Raw genomic sequence first — 14,462 nt, 5'->3', positions numbered from 1 at the left:
ATTTTGCCCGCTTAGACTGGCTCGATGAATGGGCGCTTGCAGAGGATCTGGGTGTTGCTGCGGCTGGCCGCGGCGCTGGGGGTGGGGTGGCGATTCGGGTGGGCGTGGGGCGCGGCGACGCTGGGCCTGCATGCCGCGGTGCTGGCGTTCGCGTTCGTGCAGCTGCGCTGGGTCAACCGGCCGGCGCCGGCGTGGGGTCAACTCTTGCGTGCCTGGGTCGGCGAGGTCGTCGCCAGCGAGCTGGCGTTCTCCTGGCGCCAGCCGTGGCGGGAGTGGGCCGAGCCCGACCACCTGCCCGCCGGCGCCACGCAGGGCGTGCTGCTGGTGCATGGCTTCTCGTGCAACCGTGCGCGCTGGAACGGGTGGATGCGGCGGCTGCGCGCGCAGGGCGTGGCCTTCGTCGCGCCGACGCTGGAGCCGGCGTTCGGCAGCATCGACGCCTATGCGGACGACATCGAGGCTGGCGTGCAGAGGCTCAAGGCCTTGACGGGCCGCATGCCGCTGCTGTGCGCGCACAGCATGGGCGGCCTGGCGCTGCGGGCCTGGTGGCGCCGGCACGGCGCGGGGCACGCGGAGGCGCCGCGCGTCATCACGCTGGGCTCGCCGCACCAGGGCACGCGCATGGCGGCGCTGGGGCTGGGCGTCAACGCGGCGCAGATGCGCCAGGGCAGCGCCTGGCTGGCGCAGCTGCCCGGGATGCCGGATGTCGACTGCTTATGGACGCCGTGCGACCAGATCGTCAACCCCGCCGAGCGCGCCATGCTGCCCGGCGCGCGGGCGCGCCGGCTGGACGGCGTGGGCCACATGGGCCTCGTCCATTCGGACGAGGCCTGGCAGCTTGTTCAGGACGCGCTGACTTCTTCCTTGAGCACGCCGCGGCGGATCTGATCCAGCTCGATGCTCTCGAACAGCGCCTTGAAGTTGCCCTCGCCGAAGCCCTCGTTGCCCTTGCGCTGGATGAGCTCGAAGAAGATCGGGCCGATCACTTCCTTCGTGAAGATCTGCAGCAGCAGCTCGTTGTCGGCGCCCAGGTGCGTGGCGCCGTCGATGAGGATGCGCAGGCGCTTCAGCTCGGCCACGTTCTCGCCGTGCTGCGGCAGGCGCTTGTCGATCAGGTCGAAGTAGGTGTCGATGGTGTCCTGGAACGCGACGCCCGTGCCCTTCATGCCCTCGACCGACTTGTAGATGTCGGTGGTGCCCAGCGCCACGTGCTGGATGCCTTCGCCGTGGTACAGGTCCAGGTACTCGGCGATCTGGCTCTTGTCGTCGGAGCTCTCGTTGATGGGGATGCGGATCTTGCCGCAGGGGCTGGTCATGGCCTTGCTCTTCAGACCCGTGAGCTTGCCCTCGATGTCGAAGTAGCGCACCTCGCGGAAGTTGAAGAAGCGCTCGTAGAACTCCGACCACTCCTTCATGCGGCCGCGGAAGACGTTGTGCGTCAGGTGGTCGATCTCGGTCAGGCCGTGGCCGACCGGGTTCGGGTCCACCGGCTGACCGGCGGCGTCCAGCAGCGGCACGAAGTCGACGTCGTAGATGCTGATGTTGCCGATGGCGCCCGGCTTGGCGCCGCCCTTGCCCTGCCAGCGGTCCACGAAGTAGATCAGCGAGTCGCCGATGCCCTTGATGGCCGGGATGTTCAGCTCCATCGGGCCGGCCTTGTTGTCAAAGCCCCAGGCGCCCAGTTCCAGCGCGCGCTGGTAGGCGTGGGCCGCGTTGTCGACGCGGAAGGCGATCGCGCAGATCGACGGACCGTGCAGGCGCGCGAAGCGCTGGGCGAACGAGTCGGTCTCGGCGTTGATGATGAAGTTGACGCCGCCCTGGCGGTACAGCGTCACGTTCTTGTGGCGGTGCCGGGCCACGGCTGTGAAGCCCATCGTCTGGAAGAGCTGGCCGAGGGCGGCCGGATCGGGGGCGGCGAACTCGATGAACTCGAACCCGTCGGTGCCCATCGGGTTGTCCCAGGGGGTGAACTTGGCCATGAAGGTCTCCAGCAGCGAGGCGATGAAACCCGAAATTCTGCGGCGCGGTTCGCGCAGGTTTCATGCAATCTGCGGCGCAGAATCTGCTTGTGGCGCAGGAAAACTGCAAAATATCAAGCATGGAAGCCGCTATTGAGCTTGATGCCATCGACCGCCGCCTGCTGCGTGCGCTGCAGCAGGACGGCCGCGTCACCTACGACGCGCTGGCCGCCGAGGCCGGGCTGTCGTCCTCCGCCGTGCTGCGCCGCGTGCGGCGGCTGGAGGAGGCCGGCGTCATCGCCCGCTACGTGGCGTTGGTGCCGCCGGAGACGGTCGGCCTGGGCCTGACGGCCTACATCAATGTGCGGCTGGAAAAGCAGACCGACAACCCGCTGCGCAACCCGCGCGACCTGTTCCGCGCCGCGGTGCAGACCTGGCCCGAAGTGGTGGAGTGCGCCGCGCTGACCGGCGAGATGGACTACCTGCTGCGCGTGCTGGTGCAGGACATGCAGCACTACGCCCGCTTCATCAGCGACACGCTGCTCATGCACCCCAGCGTGCAGGACTGCAAGACCAGCTTCGTGCTGGAGCGGTTGAAGAACACCACGGCGGTACCAGTCTAGGGGGGTGAGGCGCCGGCGCTTGAACCGGCGCTGGGGCCGCGGGAACTCATGGCCCATGGTCGGCGCCGCAGCCTGCGGCTCACCGGCCATGTCAGCCCATCCACCTCAGGAGTTCCGCATGCGTCTTCTCGCTCATACCGCCGCCCTGGCCCTGCTGGGCCTGCCGCTGGCCAGCCACGCGCTGGACGGCGTCACCGATCCCAAGGGCGATTTCCTCGCCACCTTCGCTGGCAGCGCCGCCGCCAGCGCCGACCTGGACGTTGTTGCCGCCACCGTGCTCTACGACGCCGTCGCCGACACCTTCACGCTGAAGGCCACGATGGACGGCAACGTCGGCAGCACCGCCACGGGCCTGTATGTCTGGGGCGTGAACCGCGGCGCCGGCGTCGCCGGCTTTGCCAACAACCTGGGCCTGAATGGCGTTCGCTTCGACCGCGTCATCCTGCTCAACCCCAACGGCACGGGCATCGTGGCCGGTGCCGGCGCGCTGCCGGCGGGCTCGGTCATCATCAGCGGCAAGAACATCACCGCCACCGTCAGCGGCGCGCTGCTGCCCAGCACCGGCTTCGCGAACAAGCTGGACTACACCTTCAACCTGTGGCCCCGCAACACGACCTTCGCCGGCGTGTCCGCCATTTCCGACTTCGCGCCCAACAACGCCAACTTCACGGCCGCGCCGGTGCCGGAGCCTGCCAGCGCCGCGCTGCTGCTCGGCGGCCTGGGCCTCGTGGCGCTGTACCGCCGCCGTCAGTCGAACTCGTGAAGTAGCTTCAGGGCGTGGGTTTCGCTGAGGTTCAGCAACTCGGCGATGTCGTGCAGGTCGTCCGGCACGCCCGCATCGTCCCAGCCCCGGGCCGTGTGCCGCGCCAGGCGCACGGCCAGATGCACGCAGCGCACCTGTGGGTCGCGCGCATGCTTGTCGTTGGTGATGCGCATCAGCAGGTCCGGCAGGTGCCAGCGCTGCATCAAGGCCTGCTCCAGGTCGGCCAGCTCGATGCCCAGCACCTGGCGCTGCGCGGCCGCGCTGCGCAGCGAATGGTCCGCGTCCTGCAGCGCGGCGATCTGCAGCGCCAGGGCGGGCGCGTGCAGCCACAGCAGCATCTCCGCGAAGTCGTGCAGCAGCGCTGCGCTGTGGATGACAGCGGCGTCCGGGTCGGCGCGGTGCGCCGCGAAGCCCAGCGCGAAGCGTGACGCCCGCTCGGCGCGCTGCATCACGCGCGACAGGCCCATCAGCGCGTCCTCATGGTCGGCCAGCGCGGCCTCCATCGTCGGCTGCGGCCCGAAGGCGCGGAAGAACGGCGTGATGCCCATCAGCACCAGCGCCGCGGTCACGGTCTCGGTGTCGGCCATCAGCCGGCCGCGCTTCAACTCGCTGGCGTGAGCGATGACCTTCAGCGACATCAACGGGTCGGTCGAGATCATCTCGGCCAGGCCGTGAGCGTCCACGTCATCCTCGGTGGCGCGCATCAGCTCCAGCGCTTCGGCCGTCTCGGCCAGCACAGGGATCTCGGCATTCGCAAAGGCCTCCACCCAGGCATCGAGGCTGGGCAGCGGGCGGGTCAGGCGCAGCGGGGCGGGCATGGTGTGCGGATGCTAGGACGAGGACGGGTCGCATGCTCGTCTCATGCGACCCGGTTTTCGGCCTCAGTTCACAGCCTGCGCACGCCGTCCAGCTGCGCAGTCAGCTGGCCGTCGACGTACAGCGCCCCCTCGGGCGCGCCGGCCTCGGCATAGAACTCCAGTTGGCTGCGGGCGCGGCGGCGCTTGCGGTAGGCGGGCGAGAACACCAGCCGGATCGCGCGCGCTGCGCGCTTGATGCGGACCCAGCGGCGGGCCCAGGCGTCGTGGGTGTCGGCGGCGTCGGGGCCGCGCAGTTCGATCAATCTCATGAGGGTCTCCTTGGCACCTGCCGGCGGCCCTCATCACATGGATCGAGGGGCGGGCGGTGCGGTTGAGTCAGGGGCTGTCGTCGGGGAAGCGGTCGCGCAGCAGTCGTCGCAGTTCGAGGCGGGCCTGCTGGCGCAGCGCATGGGCGTCGGTGGCGCTCTGGTGGCGGCCGGCCTGGCGTTTGAGGGCCGGCGCGACGAGCGGATTGCGCGGTTTGCGCAAGGTCAGCTTCATGGGGCGCGGGGAGGTGAATTGGGGCATGGGGTGCTCCGGTTGAGGCCGCGCGGGGCGCGGCGGGCAATGCAGCGGCTCGACCCGGCAGGGCCTGCGTTTGCGCTGAAGAGGCGGGTGCCCGGGGCTTGCTGCTCGAGGCAAGCGGGCCGGACGGTCAGTGTGGGGGAGGGGTGCTCGCCGTGACGTTTGGGGGCGACCGCGTCACAACTTGCGCAAATGATAAACAAACGTTGCTCTTGCGCAAGCGGTTTTTATCCTGCACCCCTAACGTGCGGGAGCGCGTCCGTCCAATGACGGATGCGTCTGACGATCAGCGTTTCTTGGGCTTGAGCGGTGCGATGCCGGACTGCAGCCTGCGCCACTCGTCCAGTTCGGCCTGCGGGCTGGGGGCTGCCTTGGCCGCAGGGCGGGGCGGCGGTGGGGCGGCGGGCTCGGGCGTCAGCACCTCGCCCAGCAGGTCCAGCAGGCGTGTGCGGGCGCGCTGCGGGTGCCGGCGGTAGTAGGTCAGCACCAGGCCGACGATGAAGCGCTCGTCATCGTCCTGGGGCAGGCTGGGCGACGGTTCGGGCGGCGGCGGGGCGACGTGGCCCATGGCCGCGGCCATCGACGTGAGCGGCGCCGGGGCGGGTGCGGCGCCATGCTCGATGTCCATCCAGCCCGGCGTCTTGTGGCACAGCTGCTCGAACTGCCGCGCCAGCCGCTCGCCGATCTGGCGCGAGCGGCCCTTGATCTGGCTCCAGTAGCTGGGCTGGATCTGCAGCTTTTCGGCAAAGCGCCGCTCCAGGCCACGCAGGGTGGCGGCATCGGGGTGTTTGACGGTGGCGCTGACGAACTCTTCGAACAGCCGCATCGCGTTGTCCAATCGGATCTGCGCGACGTCGCGGGGGGCGCTGGGCATGGGGCGCGATGATAAATGACCGTTCACCAAGCCCCCGGGGCCGGCAGGGCATCAGTCCGGCTCGTCCGTGCCCTTGTACGCGGCCGTCAGTGCCGTCTGGGTATGGGGCGGCACGGGCTCGTAGTGCGACAGCAGCAGCGTGTAGCGCCCCTGGCCGGCCGTCATCGCGTTCAGCCGCGTCTGGTAGCTGGCCAGTTCGGCCAGCGGCGCCAGGCCCTGCACGATGAGGCTGCCGGGCACGGCGGCGCGGGTGCCGTTGACCTGGCCGCGGCGCGAGGCGAGGTCGCCGGTGATGTCGCCGATGCCGTGCTCCGGCGCCGTGATCTCGACCTGCACGATGGGCTCCAGCACCAGGGGCTGCGCGGCCCGCACGGCCTCGATCAGTGCGCGGCGGCCGGCGGTGACGAAGGCGATCTCCTTGCTGTCCACCGAGTGGTGCTTGCCGTCGTAGACGACGACGCGCAGGTCGACGAGCGGATAGCCGGCGATGACGCCGCTGGCCAGGCCCGAGCGCACGCCCTTCTCGACGGCCGGCATGAACTGGCCCGGGATGGTGCCGCCCTTGACCGCGTCGACGAACTCGAAGCCCGCGCCGCGCGCCAGCGGCTCTATGCGCAGGTAGACCTCGCCGAACTGCCCCGCGCCGCCGCTCTGCTTCTTGTGGCGGTAGTGGCCCTCGGCGGGCGCCGAGATGGTTTCGCGGTAGGCGATTCGCGGCGGCTCGGTGACGACCTCGCCCTTGTAGAGCTCGCGCACGCGCTCCAGCAGCAGGCGCAGGTGCAGCTCGCCGAGGCCGTAGACCAGTGTCTGGTGGGTTTCGCCCGCCTGCTCGATGCGCAGACAGGGGTCCTCGTCCACCAGCCGGGCCAGCACCTCCCACAGCTTCTGCTCGTCGCCGCGGCGCGCGGGCGCGATGGCCAGGCCGTGCACGGGCGTCGGGAAGTCCAGCGCTTTCAGGAAGATGTGCTCGTCCTCCTGCGCGTCGTGCAGCACGGCGTCGAAGGCGAGGTCGTCCACCTTGGCGATGGCGCACAGGTCGCCCGGCAGCGCCTCGTCGATGTCGACGTGCTTCGCGCCCTGCAGCATGAACAGGTGGGCCACGCGGATGGGCTTGCGGGCATGGCCCACGTACAGCTGGCCGCCCTTGGCGACGCGGCCCTGGTGCACGCGCAGCACGCCCATCTTGCCGAGGTAGGGGTCGGCCACGATCTTGAAGACATGGGCCAGCACGTGGGCGGCCGGGTCGGGCGTGGCGGGGTACGGCACGGGCTCGGGGCCTTTGCCCTCCAGGAACGGTGGCGGGTTGCCCTCGGCCGGGTTGGGCATCAGCGTACGAATCGCCGCCAGCAGCTCGCCGACGCCAGCGCCGCTCTTCGCGGAGCAGAAGCAGACCGGGATCAGGTGGCCCTCGCGCAGTGCCTGCTCCAGCGGCGCGTGCAGCTCCTTCGGGTCGACGTCGCCATCGGTCAGGTAGCGGTCGACGAAGTCGGCATCGACCTCGACGACCTGCTCCACCAGCGCGCGGTGCGCGTCGGCCACCGACGAAAAATCGGCGTCCCCGGACGCCGCAAAGAAGCAGTCCGCCACGCGCCGGCCGCCATCGGCCGGCAGGTTCAGCGGCAGGCACTCCTTGCCGAACACCTCGCGGATCTGCGCCAGCAGCGCGGGCAGGTCGACGTCGGAGGCGTCGATCTTGTTGACGACGATGAGCCGCGCCAGGCCGCGCTCGCCGGCCGCGGTCAGCAGGCGCTGGGCCATCAGCTCGATGCCGTTCTGTGCGTTGATGACGACCAGCGCCGTGTCCGCCGCCTCCAGCGCGGGCAGCGCCTGGCCGACGAAGTCCGGCGCGCCGGGCGTGTCGATGGCGTGCACGCGGATGCCGCCGTGCGTGAAGTGCGCGAGGCTGGACTGCAGCGAATGGCCCAGGCGCTTTTCCAGCGGGTCGTGGTCGCTCACCGTGCTGCCGCGCTCGATGCTGCCGGCCTGCGGGATGGCGCCGGCATGCGCCAGCAGCGCGTCCAGCAGCAACGTCTTGCCGGCGGCCGCGGGGCCCACCAGCGCGACCGTGCGGATCGCGCTCACTCGTGAATCCAGCGCCATCGGACTCTCCTCGTGTGGAGCGGCCAGCGTAGGGGATGCCGCATCGCGCGGCAAGCGCAGAATCGCGCCGATGCAAGCCCGACTCAGCGCCCTCCTGTTCGCCCTGCTGGCCGCTTCGGCCCAGGCCCAGCCCGCCCCGGCCGACGACCTGACCGCCATGCTGGCCGAGGTCAGCCCCGCGCGCATCGAGGCGCGCATCCGCAAGCTGGTGGGCTTCGGCACGCGGCACACGCTGTCGGACATCGCGTCCGACACCCGCGGCATCGGCGCCGCGCGGCGCTGGATCACCGCCGAGCTGCAGGCCTGCGCGAAGGCGCCGGGCAGCCGGCTGAAGGTGGAGGAGCAGAGCTTCATCGAGCCCGCCGGCAACCGTGTGCCGCAGGCGACGGAGCTGGTCAACGTGGTCGCCACGCTGCCCGGCCGCGGCGCCAGCAAGGGGCGGCTGCTGGTCGTCAGCGGCCACTACGACTCGCGCAACAGCGACGTGATGGACGCGCTGGGCGAGGCGCCCGGCGCCAACGACGACGCGTCGGGCACCGCGGTCATCATGGAGCTGGCCTGCGTGATGGCGACACGCCAGTTCGACGCGACGCTGGTCTTCATGGCCGTTCCGGGCGAGGAGCAGGGCCTGCTGGGCGCCGCGCAGTGGGCCCGCGATGCGCGCGCCGAGGGGCTGAACGTGGAGGCCATGGCCACCAACGACATCGTCGGCAGCTCGCGCGGCGACGCCGGCCAGCGCGACCCCAAGCGCATGCGGCTGTTCGCCGACGGGCTGGACCCGCTGGTGCGGCTGCTGATGCAGGCGCAGGCTAACCGGCCCGCGTCCGCCGCGGACCAGAAGGCCTTCACGGCGATGCAGGCCGAGCTGCTGCCGCTGCTGCAGGCCGGCGCCCACGAGGACCTGCCGACCCACCAGCTGGGCCGCCACCTGAAGGCGGCCGCGGAAGGCGCGATGCCCGGCTTCACGGTGCAGCTGATCCAGCGCCGCGACCGCTACCTGCGCGGCGGTGACCACCTGCCCTTCCTGGAGCGCGGCTATGCGGCGGTGCGCTTCAGCGAGCCGTTCGAGAACTTCGCCCACCAGCACCAGAACCCCAGGACGGAGAACGGCGTCGTCTACGGCGACCTGCCCGAGTTCGTCGACTTCGCCTACGTGGCCAACGTGACGCGTGCGAACCTGGCCGGTTTCGCGACGCTGGCCTGGGCGCCGGCGCCGCCGAAAGGCGTGCGGCTGGACGCCAGCGGGCTGACCAACGACTCGACGCTGGAATGGCAGGCCAGCGACGACCCCGAGGTGGCCGGCTACCGTGTCGTCTGGCGCGACACCGATTCGGCCACGTGGCAGCAGGCCCGCGACGTCGGCAAGGCCACGCGCGTGACGCTGCCGGTGTCCAAGGACAACGTCGTCTTCGGCGTGCAGGCGCTGTCGAAGAAGGGCTACGCCAGCCTGGCGAGCTACCCGCTGCCCAAGCGCTAGCCGGCCAGCACCAGCTCGCCGTCGGGGTAGCGCGAGGCCATGAAGTCCACGAAGGCCTTGACCTTGGGGCTGGCCAGGCGGCGCGAGGTGTGCAGCACCCACAGCGCCACGTCCGGGCCCACGGCGCCCCAGGCCGCGAGCGCGCCGCTGGCCAGTTGCGGCCCGACGATGGACCGCGGCAGCAGCGTGACGCCCGCGCCGGCCAGCGCGGCGTCGCGCAGCATCAGCATCGATGACAGCCGCAGCACCGGCACCGGCGCCAGCACGAGCCCGCTGCCCTCCAGTGCCCAGGTGTCACCGTCGCGGAAGGCGTTGACGACGGCCTCCACGCGCACCGGCTCGGCTCCGGGCGGCGGCACGGCGATGGACGGCGCCGCCACGACGACGAGGCGGTCGGTCGCGAAGCGCCGGCCGACGAGGGCCGTGTCCGGCCGCGGGTTGGGGCGGATCGCCACGTCGAACTGCTCGTCGACGAGGTTCACGACGCGGTCTTCGGCCACCACGTCGACCGTGACCTCGGGGTAGAGGCGCCGGAACTCGGCCGTCAGCCGCCCCATCGCCAGCTGCGCGAACAGCACCGGCGTGGCGATGCGCAGCCGCCCGCTGACCCGGCCCGTGCCCTCGCGGGCGGCGGTGAGGGCGTCGGCCACCTCGTGCAGCGGGCCTTCGGTGCGGCTCAGCAGCAGCTGGCCGGCCTCGGTCAGCTCCAGCCCCTTGGCGCTGCGCTCGATGAGGCGCACGCCCAGCTGCTCCTCCAGCTCGGCCACGCGCCGGGACAGCGTTGCCTTGGAGCGCCGGCTGGCGCGGCTGGCCCGCCCGAAGCCGCCGTGGGTGGCGACGAGGTTGAAGTCGGCCAGCGCGTTCAGGTCCATGTGTTTTGAATTCAAGACAGTTTGTCTTGATTTTGGTGTCTGTGTTTATCGGATGCAACGGCCTATCTTTCGTTCCGTGCTTCCCCCCAACACTTCTGAATCACGGAGTTTTCCCATGAGCATCCTCGTCATCGGCGCCACCGGCACCATCGGTTCCCTCGTCGTACAGGGCCTGGCCCACCAGGGCGCGGACGTCACCGCGCTGGTCCGCAAGACCGGCACGCTGTCGCTGCCCGCAGGCGTCAAGGGCGCCGTCGCCGACCTCACGGACGTGGCCTCCATGCGCCGCGCCATGGCCGGCGTGCGCACGCTGTTCCTGCTGAATGCGCTGGCCGCCGACGAGGTGACCCAGTCGCTGCAGGCCTTGAACGTCGCCCGCGAGCTGGGCATCCAGCGCATCGTCTACCTGTCGGTCATCAACGCGGACCTCTACACCGACGTGCCGCACTTCGCCGGCAAGTACACGGTGGAACGCATGATCGAGTCGCTGGACCTGCCGGCCACCATCCTGCGGCCGGCCTACTTCATGCAGAACGACGTGCAGATCCAGCCTGTCGTCGAGGGCTACGGCGTGTTCCCCATGCCCATCGGCGCGGTGGGCTGCGCGATGGTGGATGCGCGCGACATCGCCGATGTCGCCGTGGCCGAGCTGCTGCGCCGCGACCGCGCGCCGGCGCCGCTGCCGCGGCTGACGCTGGAAGTCGTCGGCCCGGAAGTCATCAACGGCCCGCGGGCGGCGGCGGTGTGGAGTCAGGCGCTGGGCCGCGACATCCACTACGCCGGCGACGACGTGCAGGCCTTCGAGGCGCAACTGGCGCAGAACGCGCCGGGCTGGATGGCCTACGACCTGCGGCTGATGATGAGCCGCATCCAGCAGATCGGCCAGCTCGCCGCCGACGGCGCCGTGCAGACGCTGGAACAGCGGCTGGGCCGGCCGCTGCGCACCTACGCGGCCTTCGTCGCCGAGCGCGTGGCGGCCACGCCGGCGGCTTAAAGAAAGCCCAGGCTGCGCCGGCTGCCGAAGTTGGGCAGGTTGGGCAGGATGGTGTCCAGCTGCGTGGCGCTGGCGCCCATCCAGCCCAGCAGCGTGGCGGCGTACTGGTCCACCGAGGAGGTGGGGATCCAGCGGCCGTGCTGCTCCCAGCTGTCCACGCCGACGTCGTCCGGCCCGCCCAGCGCCAGCGTCGGGTAGCTGCCGTAGAAGCCGCCCTTGACCGCGCCGCCCATCACGAGGTGGTGGTTGCCCCAGGCGTGGTCGGTGCCGCTGCTGTTGTTGGGCTTGAAGGTGCGGCCGAAGTCGCTCTGCGTGAACGTGGTGACCGAATCGGCCAGCCCCAGCGCCGTCAGCGCGGCCTGGAAGCAGGCCAGTGCGTCGCCCAGCTGCTTGAGCAGCCCGGCGTGGTGGCCGGAGACGGCGTCGCTGCCGATCTGGCCGCCGTGCGTGTCGAAGCCGCCCAGCTGCGCGAAGTAGATCTGCCGGCTGCCGCCCAGCGTGGCGCGCACGTCCAGCAGCTTGGCGGCCTGGTAGAGCTGCTTGGCCAGGCCCGTCGTCACGTTGCCGTTGGCGATCAGCGGCGCGAACGCGGCGTCGATGGCGGCGTTGCTGCCGGCCTCGCCCGGCTTGCGCTTGACCAGCGGGCCCAGCTGCTCCGACAGCGCCATCGCGTCGCGCTGCTGTTTCTCGAACGCGCCTGCCAGGTCGGTGTCGGTCTCGGCGGACACGGCCTTCAGCGCGTCCAGCTTCAGCGCGTTGGGCTTCCAGGTCAGGTCCGACGCGGCCAGGCCGGCGGCGCCGAAGCCGTCGCCCGGGCCGGGCAGCACCAGCGGCGCGGCCAGCTCCGACAGGCCGAAGCGGCCGTTGCCGCCGACGCTGATGACCGGCTGCGCCAGCCCCAGCGTGGCCGCGCTGCGGCCGCCCCAGCCGGTGCGGCTCTGCGCATCGGTGCTGCCGGACTCCCACAGCACCTGCTGGTCGCTGTGCGAGAACAGGCTGGGCGGCGTCACCAGCGACTTGCCGGCGTCGGCGCGGTACTGGGCCTTGGTCAGCGGCGCCATCAGCGGGCCGACGTTGAACTGCACGGCCATGCGGCCGGCGGCGAACAGCGGGTTCAGCGCGGCCAGGCTGGGGTGCAGGCCGTAGTCGCTGGTGCCCAGCCGCCCCAGGCTGCCCTGCGGCAGCGCCAGGCCGGCACGCACGCGGGCGTAGTCGGCGTAGCGCGTCGTGTCCATCGGCACGACGGTGTTCATGCCGTCGTTGCCGCCGTACAGGAAGATGCAGACCAGCGCCTTGAAGTCGGCCGCGCGGGCCGGGCGCAGCGGCGCGAGCGCGCCCAGCGTGCCCAGGCCCAGCGCGCCGGCAAGCAGGCGGCGGCGGCTGGGGGAGTGCGAGTGATGGTGGTGCGTCATCGAAAATCTCTCACGCGGTTGCGCGTCGTGAATTTGCGGGCCGAGCGCCGGGCCGCCCCAAGCCGGGCCGGCGGGCGATGTGCTTGCCGGTCGATCCGGCAGGCATCGCCGTCCCCTCGGGGGACCGACCAGGCTTGCCTGCGTTCAGCAGGGCAAGGTTGGGCGAGGGGCGCACAGTCATTAGCGGACGATCTGGTACTGCGGTGCCGCGAACACGAGGTAGGCGGCGGTCCTGACGCGATTGCGTTGCCAGGTCTTGGCGTCGGTCTTGTCGGTCCACCAGGACACGGCTTCCACCACCTTGGCGCGCGCGGCGCCGGGCAGCGGCTCGCCGTGGGCCAGCAGCGCCAGGCGGTCGACCAGCTTGGCGGCGTCGGCCGCGTCGGCGTCGAACGCGTCCAGCGTGACTTGCGTGCCGGTGGCACCGGGCACGTTGGCCACGGGCTGCGAGCCGCCCCAGTTCAGCAGATAGGTCAGGTAGTTCAGCCGCTCCAGCGACGTGTTGGCGTTGTGGATGCCGAAGGCGCCGCCGGTCAGCTGCGTGCCGGGCACCGGGTAGTCCGGCGGGTAGAAGTTGAAGACCGACGGCGAGCGGAACACATGCTGGCGCAGCGTCTCGCCCCACCACCAGCCCAGCGCGTCGCCGTCGGTCTTGCCATTCAGCGCGCGCAGCACGCCGGTCATCATCAGCACGGGCTCGCGCAGCCGGCCGCCGGCGCTGCCGGGCGCCGCGTCGCCGCGGGCCTCGGCGTCCAGCAGCACGGCGGCCACCGTGGCCGCCAGGTCACCGGGCTTGCCGGCGCCGAAGCTCACGCCGTCCTGGCTGAACTTGCCGCTCTGGAACGCCGCGCCCACGCGTGTCACGTAGCCGGCCGACGGGTTGGAGCGCACCAGGGCCTGGATGAGCTGGCGGCCGATGAAGGGCGCCGCGTTGGGATGGGCCAGCAGGCTGTCGAGCACGGCGTCCAGCGCCTGCGCGGGCGTGCTGCCGGCGGCCTTCTTGCCGCCGGCCAGCAGCGGGCGCTCGGCGGTGTCGTGCAGGGTTGGCAGGGGTGCCATCTCGCCGTCGTAGAACTGGCAGTTGGCGCCCTTGGGCTGGCAGGTCCACTTGGACTTGCCGCCGGCGGGGTAGGTCCAGCCGGTCAGCGCATAGGCGTAGTTGCGCACCATCGCGTTGTCGTACGTGGGCTGGCACTTGCCGCCCTTGAGGCTGCCGTCGGCCTCCAGCAGGCAGGTGCCCAGCGAGAACAGCTGCAGCAGCTCGCGCGCGAAGTTCTCGTTGGGTGCGGCCTTGTCGTTGTTGACGCCGTTCAGGTAGTCGCCCATCACCGGGCTCAGCGCCACGTGGCGCAGCACGTCGCGGTAGTTGCCGAAGGCGTTGTCCAGCAGTGCGTTCTGGTAGCGGCGCAGGCCGTAGGTGCCGTCCACCTCCAGGTTGCTGACGACGACGATCTGCTGCAGCGCAAAGGCCACGCGTTGGCGCAGCTGATCGGGCTGGGCGACGGCGTTGCGGTAGAAGTCCCACAGCAGCGGCATGCTGGAGAAGGCGTCGCGCCAGCAGTTGTCGCCCTGGTTGGCCGGTTGATCGCAAAAGCCCACGCCGGTGGTGTCGATGTGCACCGCGCTCGTGCCGCCCAGCGTGTAGCGCGACGTGGCCGGCAGCTGTTGCTGGGCCTTCACCCAGGCGGCGGCGCTCTGCGTGCGCATCTGCGTCACCATGGCCTCGGTGGCGCCGAAGCTGGCCTGCGAGGCCAGCCGCACGGCGTCGCGCTGCGTCATCGGTGGCGCGGCCGGGGTGGCCGCGGCGGGTGGCGTCGCGATGCCGCCGCTGGGCGCACTGGTGGGGCTGCTGCCACCCCCGCCACCGCCGCAGCCAGCCAGCAGCGCGGCGATCGAAATGACCCACGCGCTGGCGGGAGCGGCCCGGCGGGGGCGGGCGATGGCAGTGAGGGGCAGGCGCATGGAATGGCGGCAAGTACGGCGGCCGCGCATGATGGCCGCCCCGGC

At 71.2% G+C, this 14,462-nt stretch carries 15 protein-coding genes; 6 read left to right on the top strand and 9 right to left on the bottom strand.

Going from position 1 to position 14,462, the window contains the following annotated elements; translation table 11 throughout:
- The first annotated feature begins 24 nt into the window (after positions 1 to 24).
- Positions 25 to 888: an esterase/lipase family protein gene (locus ACG04Q_RS02175; RefSeq protein ID WP_394509171.1), complete on the top strand. Its 864-nt coding sequence runs from the start codon at positions 25 to 27 to the stop codon at positions 886 to 888.
- Here ACG04Q_RS02175 and hppD read toward each other — a convergent pair.
- Positions 843 to 1,979 carry a 4-hydroxyphenylpyruvate dioxygenase gene (hppD, locus tag ACG04Q_RS02170; RefSeq protein ID WP_394509170.1) on the bottom strand — a complete coding sequence of 379 codons (1,137 nt, stop codon included), beginning with the start codon at positions 1,977 to 1,979 and terminating at the stop codon, positions 843 to 845. The genes ACG04Q_RS02175 and hppD overlap by 46 nt on opposite strands.
- On the opposite strand from hppD, the gene ACG04Q_RS02165 reads away from it, so the two are divergent.
- From ACG04Q_RS02165 to ACG04Q_RS02155, 3 genes are all read left to right on the top strand, one after another.
- Positions 1,978 to 2,115, top strand: coding sequence for a hypothetical protein (locus ACG04Q_RS02165; protein WP_394509169.1), 138 nt, complete (start codon positions 1,978 to 1,980; stop codon positions 2,113 to 2,115). The genes hppD and ACG04Q_RS02165 overlap by 2 nt on opposite strands.
- A complete protein-coding gene (locus ACG04Q_RS02160; protein ID WP_394509168.1) occupies positions 2,099 to 2,581 on the top strand; it encodes an Lrp/AsnC family transcriptional regulator in 483 nt (160 codons plus the stop codon). Before ACG04Q_RS02165 ends, ACG04Q_RS02160 begins: the two co-directional genes overlap by 17 nt.
- A 118-nt stretch (positions 2,582 to 2,699) precedes the next feature.
- Positions 2,700 to 3,344, top strand: coding sequence for a PEP-CTERM sorting domain-containing protein (locus ACG04Q_RS02155; protein WP_394509167.1), 645 nt, complete (start codon positions 2,700 to 2,702; stop codon positions 3,342 to 3,344).
- Here the strand turns inward: ACG04Q_RS02155 and ACG04Q_RS02150 are convergent.
- From ACG04Q_RS02150 to fusA, 5 genes are all read right to left on the bottom strand, one after another.
- On the bottom strand, positions 3,329 to 4,162 hold the full coding sequence (locus ACG04Q_RS02150) for an HDOD domain-containing protein (protein WP_394509166.1): 834 nt from the start codon (positions 4,160 to 4,162) through the stop codon (positions 3,329 to 3,331). The two genes, ACG04Q_RS02155 and ACG04Q_RS02150, sit on opposite strands and share 16 nt — an antisense overlap.
- A 68-nt stretch (positions 4,163 to 4,230) precedes the next feature.
- Positions 4,231 to 4,470, bottom strand: coding sequence for a hypothetical protein (locus ACG04Q_RS02145; RefSeq protein ID WP_394509165.1), 240 nt, complete (start codon positions 4,468 to 4,470; stop codon positions 4,231 to 4,233).
- Positions 4,471 to 4,537: 67 nt separating this feature from the next.
- Positions 4,538 to 4,729, bottom strand: coding sequence for a hypothetical protein (locus tag ACG04Q_RS02140; RefSeq protein ID WP_394509164.1), 192 nt, complete (start codon positions 4,727 to 4,729; stop codon positions 4,538 to 4,540).
- Between the two features lie 283 nt (positions 4,730 to 5,012).
- Positions 5,013 to 5,600 carry a hypothetical protein gene (locus tag ACG04Q_RS02135; RefSeq protein ID WP_394509163.1) on the bottom strand — a complete coding sequence of 196 codons (588 nt, stop codon included), beginning with the start codon at positions 5,598 to 5,600 and terminating at the stop codon, positions 5,013 to 5,015.
- A 51-nt stretch (positions 5,601 to 5,651) separates the two neighbouring features.
- A complete protein-coding gene (gene fusA, locus ACG04Q_RS02130) occupies positions 5,652 to 7,700 on the bottom strand; it encodes an elongation factor G (RefSeq protein ID WP_394509162.1) in 2,049 nt (682 codons plus the stop codon).
- Between the two features lie 70 nt (positions 7,701 to 7,770).
- On the opposite strand from fusA, the gene ACG04Q_RS02125 reads away from it, so the two are divergent.
- A complete protein-coding gene (locus ACG04Q_RS02125; protein WP_394509161.1) occupies positions 7,771 to 9,177 on the top strand; it encodes a M28 family metallopeptidase in 1,407 nt (468 codons plus the stop codon).
- Here ACG04Q_RS02125 and ACG04Q_RS02120 read toward each other — a convergent pair.
- The gene (locus ACG04Q_RS02120; RefSeq protein ID WP_394509160.1) at positions 9,174 to 10,049 is read right to left on the bottom strand and encodes a LysR family transcriptional regulator; all 876 of its coding nucleotides are present in this window, start codon (positions 10,047 to 10,049) and stop codon (positions 9,174 to 9,176) included. The two genes, ACG04Q_RS02125 and ACG04Q_RS02120, sit on opposite strands and share 4 nt — an antisense overlap.
- A gap of 115 nt (positions 10,050 to 10,164) precedes the next feature.
- On the opposite strand from ACG04Q_RS02120, the gene ACG04Q_RS02115 reads away from it, so the two are divergent.
- Entirely contained in the window at positions 10,165 to 11,043 is an 879-nt protein-coding gene (locus ACG04Q_RS02115; protein WP_394509159.1) for an SDR family oxidoreductase, read from the top strand.
- Here ACG04Q_RS02115 and ACG04Q_RS02110 read toward each other — a convergent pair.
- Both ACG04Q_RS02110 and ACG04Q_RS02105 read right to left on the bottom strand, forming a co-directional pair.
- Entirely contained in the window at positions 11,040 to 12,455 is a 1,416-nt protein-coding gene (locus ACG04Q_RS02110; protein ID WP_394509158.1) for a DUF1501 domain-containing protein, read from the bottom strand. The two genes, ACG04Q_RS02115 and ACG04Q_RS02110, sit on opposite strands and share 4 nt — an antisense overlap.
- 180 nt (positions 12,456 to 12,635) lie before the next feature.
- Positions 12,636 to 14,417, bottom strand: a complete 1,782-nt coding sequence (locus ACG04Q_RS02105; RefSeq protein ID WP_394509157.1) for a DUF1800 domain-containing protein — start codon at positions 14,415 to 14,417, stop codon at positions 12,636 to 12,638.
- Positions 14,418 to 14,462 lie beyond the last annotated feature (45 nt).

Source organism: Pelomonas lactea, from assembly GCF_043555885.1.
GTDB classification, from domain to species: Bacteria; Pseudomonadota; Gammaproteobacteria; order Burkholderiales; family Burkholderiaceae_C; genus Pelomonas; species Pelomonas lactea.
Note: the sequence above shows the minus strand (reverse complement) of the source record. Positions and strands in the feature narration are given on the sequence as shown.

What these genes read in the sequence shown, in the direction of transcription:
- ACG04Q_RS02175 (WP_394509171.1), top strand. Translation starts at nt 25, where the DNA reads ATGAATGGGCGCTTGCAGAGGATCTGGGTGTTGCTGCGGCTGGCCGCG.
- ACG04Q_RS02165 (WP_394509169.1), top strand. Translation starts at nt 1,978, where the DNA reads ATGAAGGTCTCCAGCAGCGAGGCGATGAAACCCGAAATTCTGCGGCGC.
- hppD (WP_394509170.1), bottom strand. Translation starts at nt 1,979, where the DNA reads ATGGCCAAGTTCACCCCCTGGGACAACCCGATGGGCACCGACGGGTTC.
- ACG04Q_RS02160 (WP_394509168.1), top strand. Translation starts at nt 2,099, where the DNA reads ATGGAAGCCGCTATTGAGCTTGATGCCATCGACCGCCGCCTGCTGCGT.
- ACG04Q_RS02155 (WP_394509167.1), top strand. Translation starts at nt 2,700, where the DNA reads ATGCGTCTTCTCGCTCATACCGCCGCCCTGGCCCTGCTGGGCCTGCCG.
- ACG04Q_RS02150 (WP_394509166.1), bottom strand. Translation starts at nt 4,162, where the DNA reads ATGCCCGCCCCGCTGCGCCTGACCCGCCCGCTGCCCAGCCTCGATGCC.
- ACG04Q_RS02145 (WP_394509165.1), bottom strand. Translation starts at nt 4,470, where the DNA reads ATGAGATTGATCGAACTGCGCGGCCCCGACGCCGCCGACACCCACGAC.
- ACG04Q_RS02140 (WP_394509164.1), bottom strand. Translation starts at nt 4,729, where the DNA reads ATGCCCCAATTCACCTCCCCGCGCCCCATGAAGCTGACCTTGCGCAAA.
- ACG04Q_RS02135 (WP_394509163.1), bottom strand. Translation starts at nt 5,600, where the DNA reads ATGCCCAGCGCCCCCCGCGACGTCGCGCAGATCCGATTGGACAACGCG.
- fusA (WP_394509162.1), bottom strand. Translation starts at nt 7,700, where the DNA reads ATGGCGCTGGATTCACGAGTGAGCGCGATCCGCACGGTCGCGCTGGTG.
- ACG04Q_RS02125 (WP_394509161.1), top strand. Translation starts at nt 7,771, where the DNA reads ATGCAAGCCCGACTCAGCGCCCTCCTGTTCGCCCTGCTGGCCGCTTCG.
- ACG04Q_RS02120 (WP_394509160.1), bottom strand. Translation starts at nt 10,049, where the DNA reads ATGGACCTGAACGCGCTGGCCGACTTCAACCTCGTCGCCACCCACGGC.
- ACG04Q_RS02115 (WP_394509159.1), top strand. Translation starts at nt 10,165, where the DNA reads ATGAGCATCCTCGTCATCGGCGCCACCGGCACCATCGGTTCCCTCGTC.
- ACG04Q_RS02110 (WP_394509158.1), bottom strand. Translation starts at nt 12,455, where the DNA reads ATGACGCACCACCATCACTCGCACTCCCCCAGCCGCCGCCGCCTGCTT.
- ACG04Q_RS02105 (WP_394509157.1), bottom strand. Translation starts at nt 14,417, where the DNA reads ATGCGCCTGCCCCTCACTGCCATCGCCCGCCCCCGCCGGGCCGCTCCC.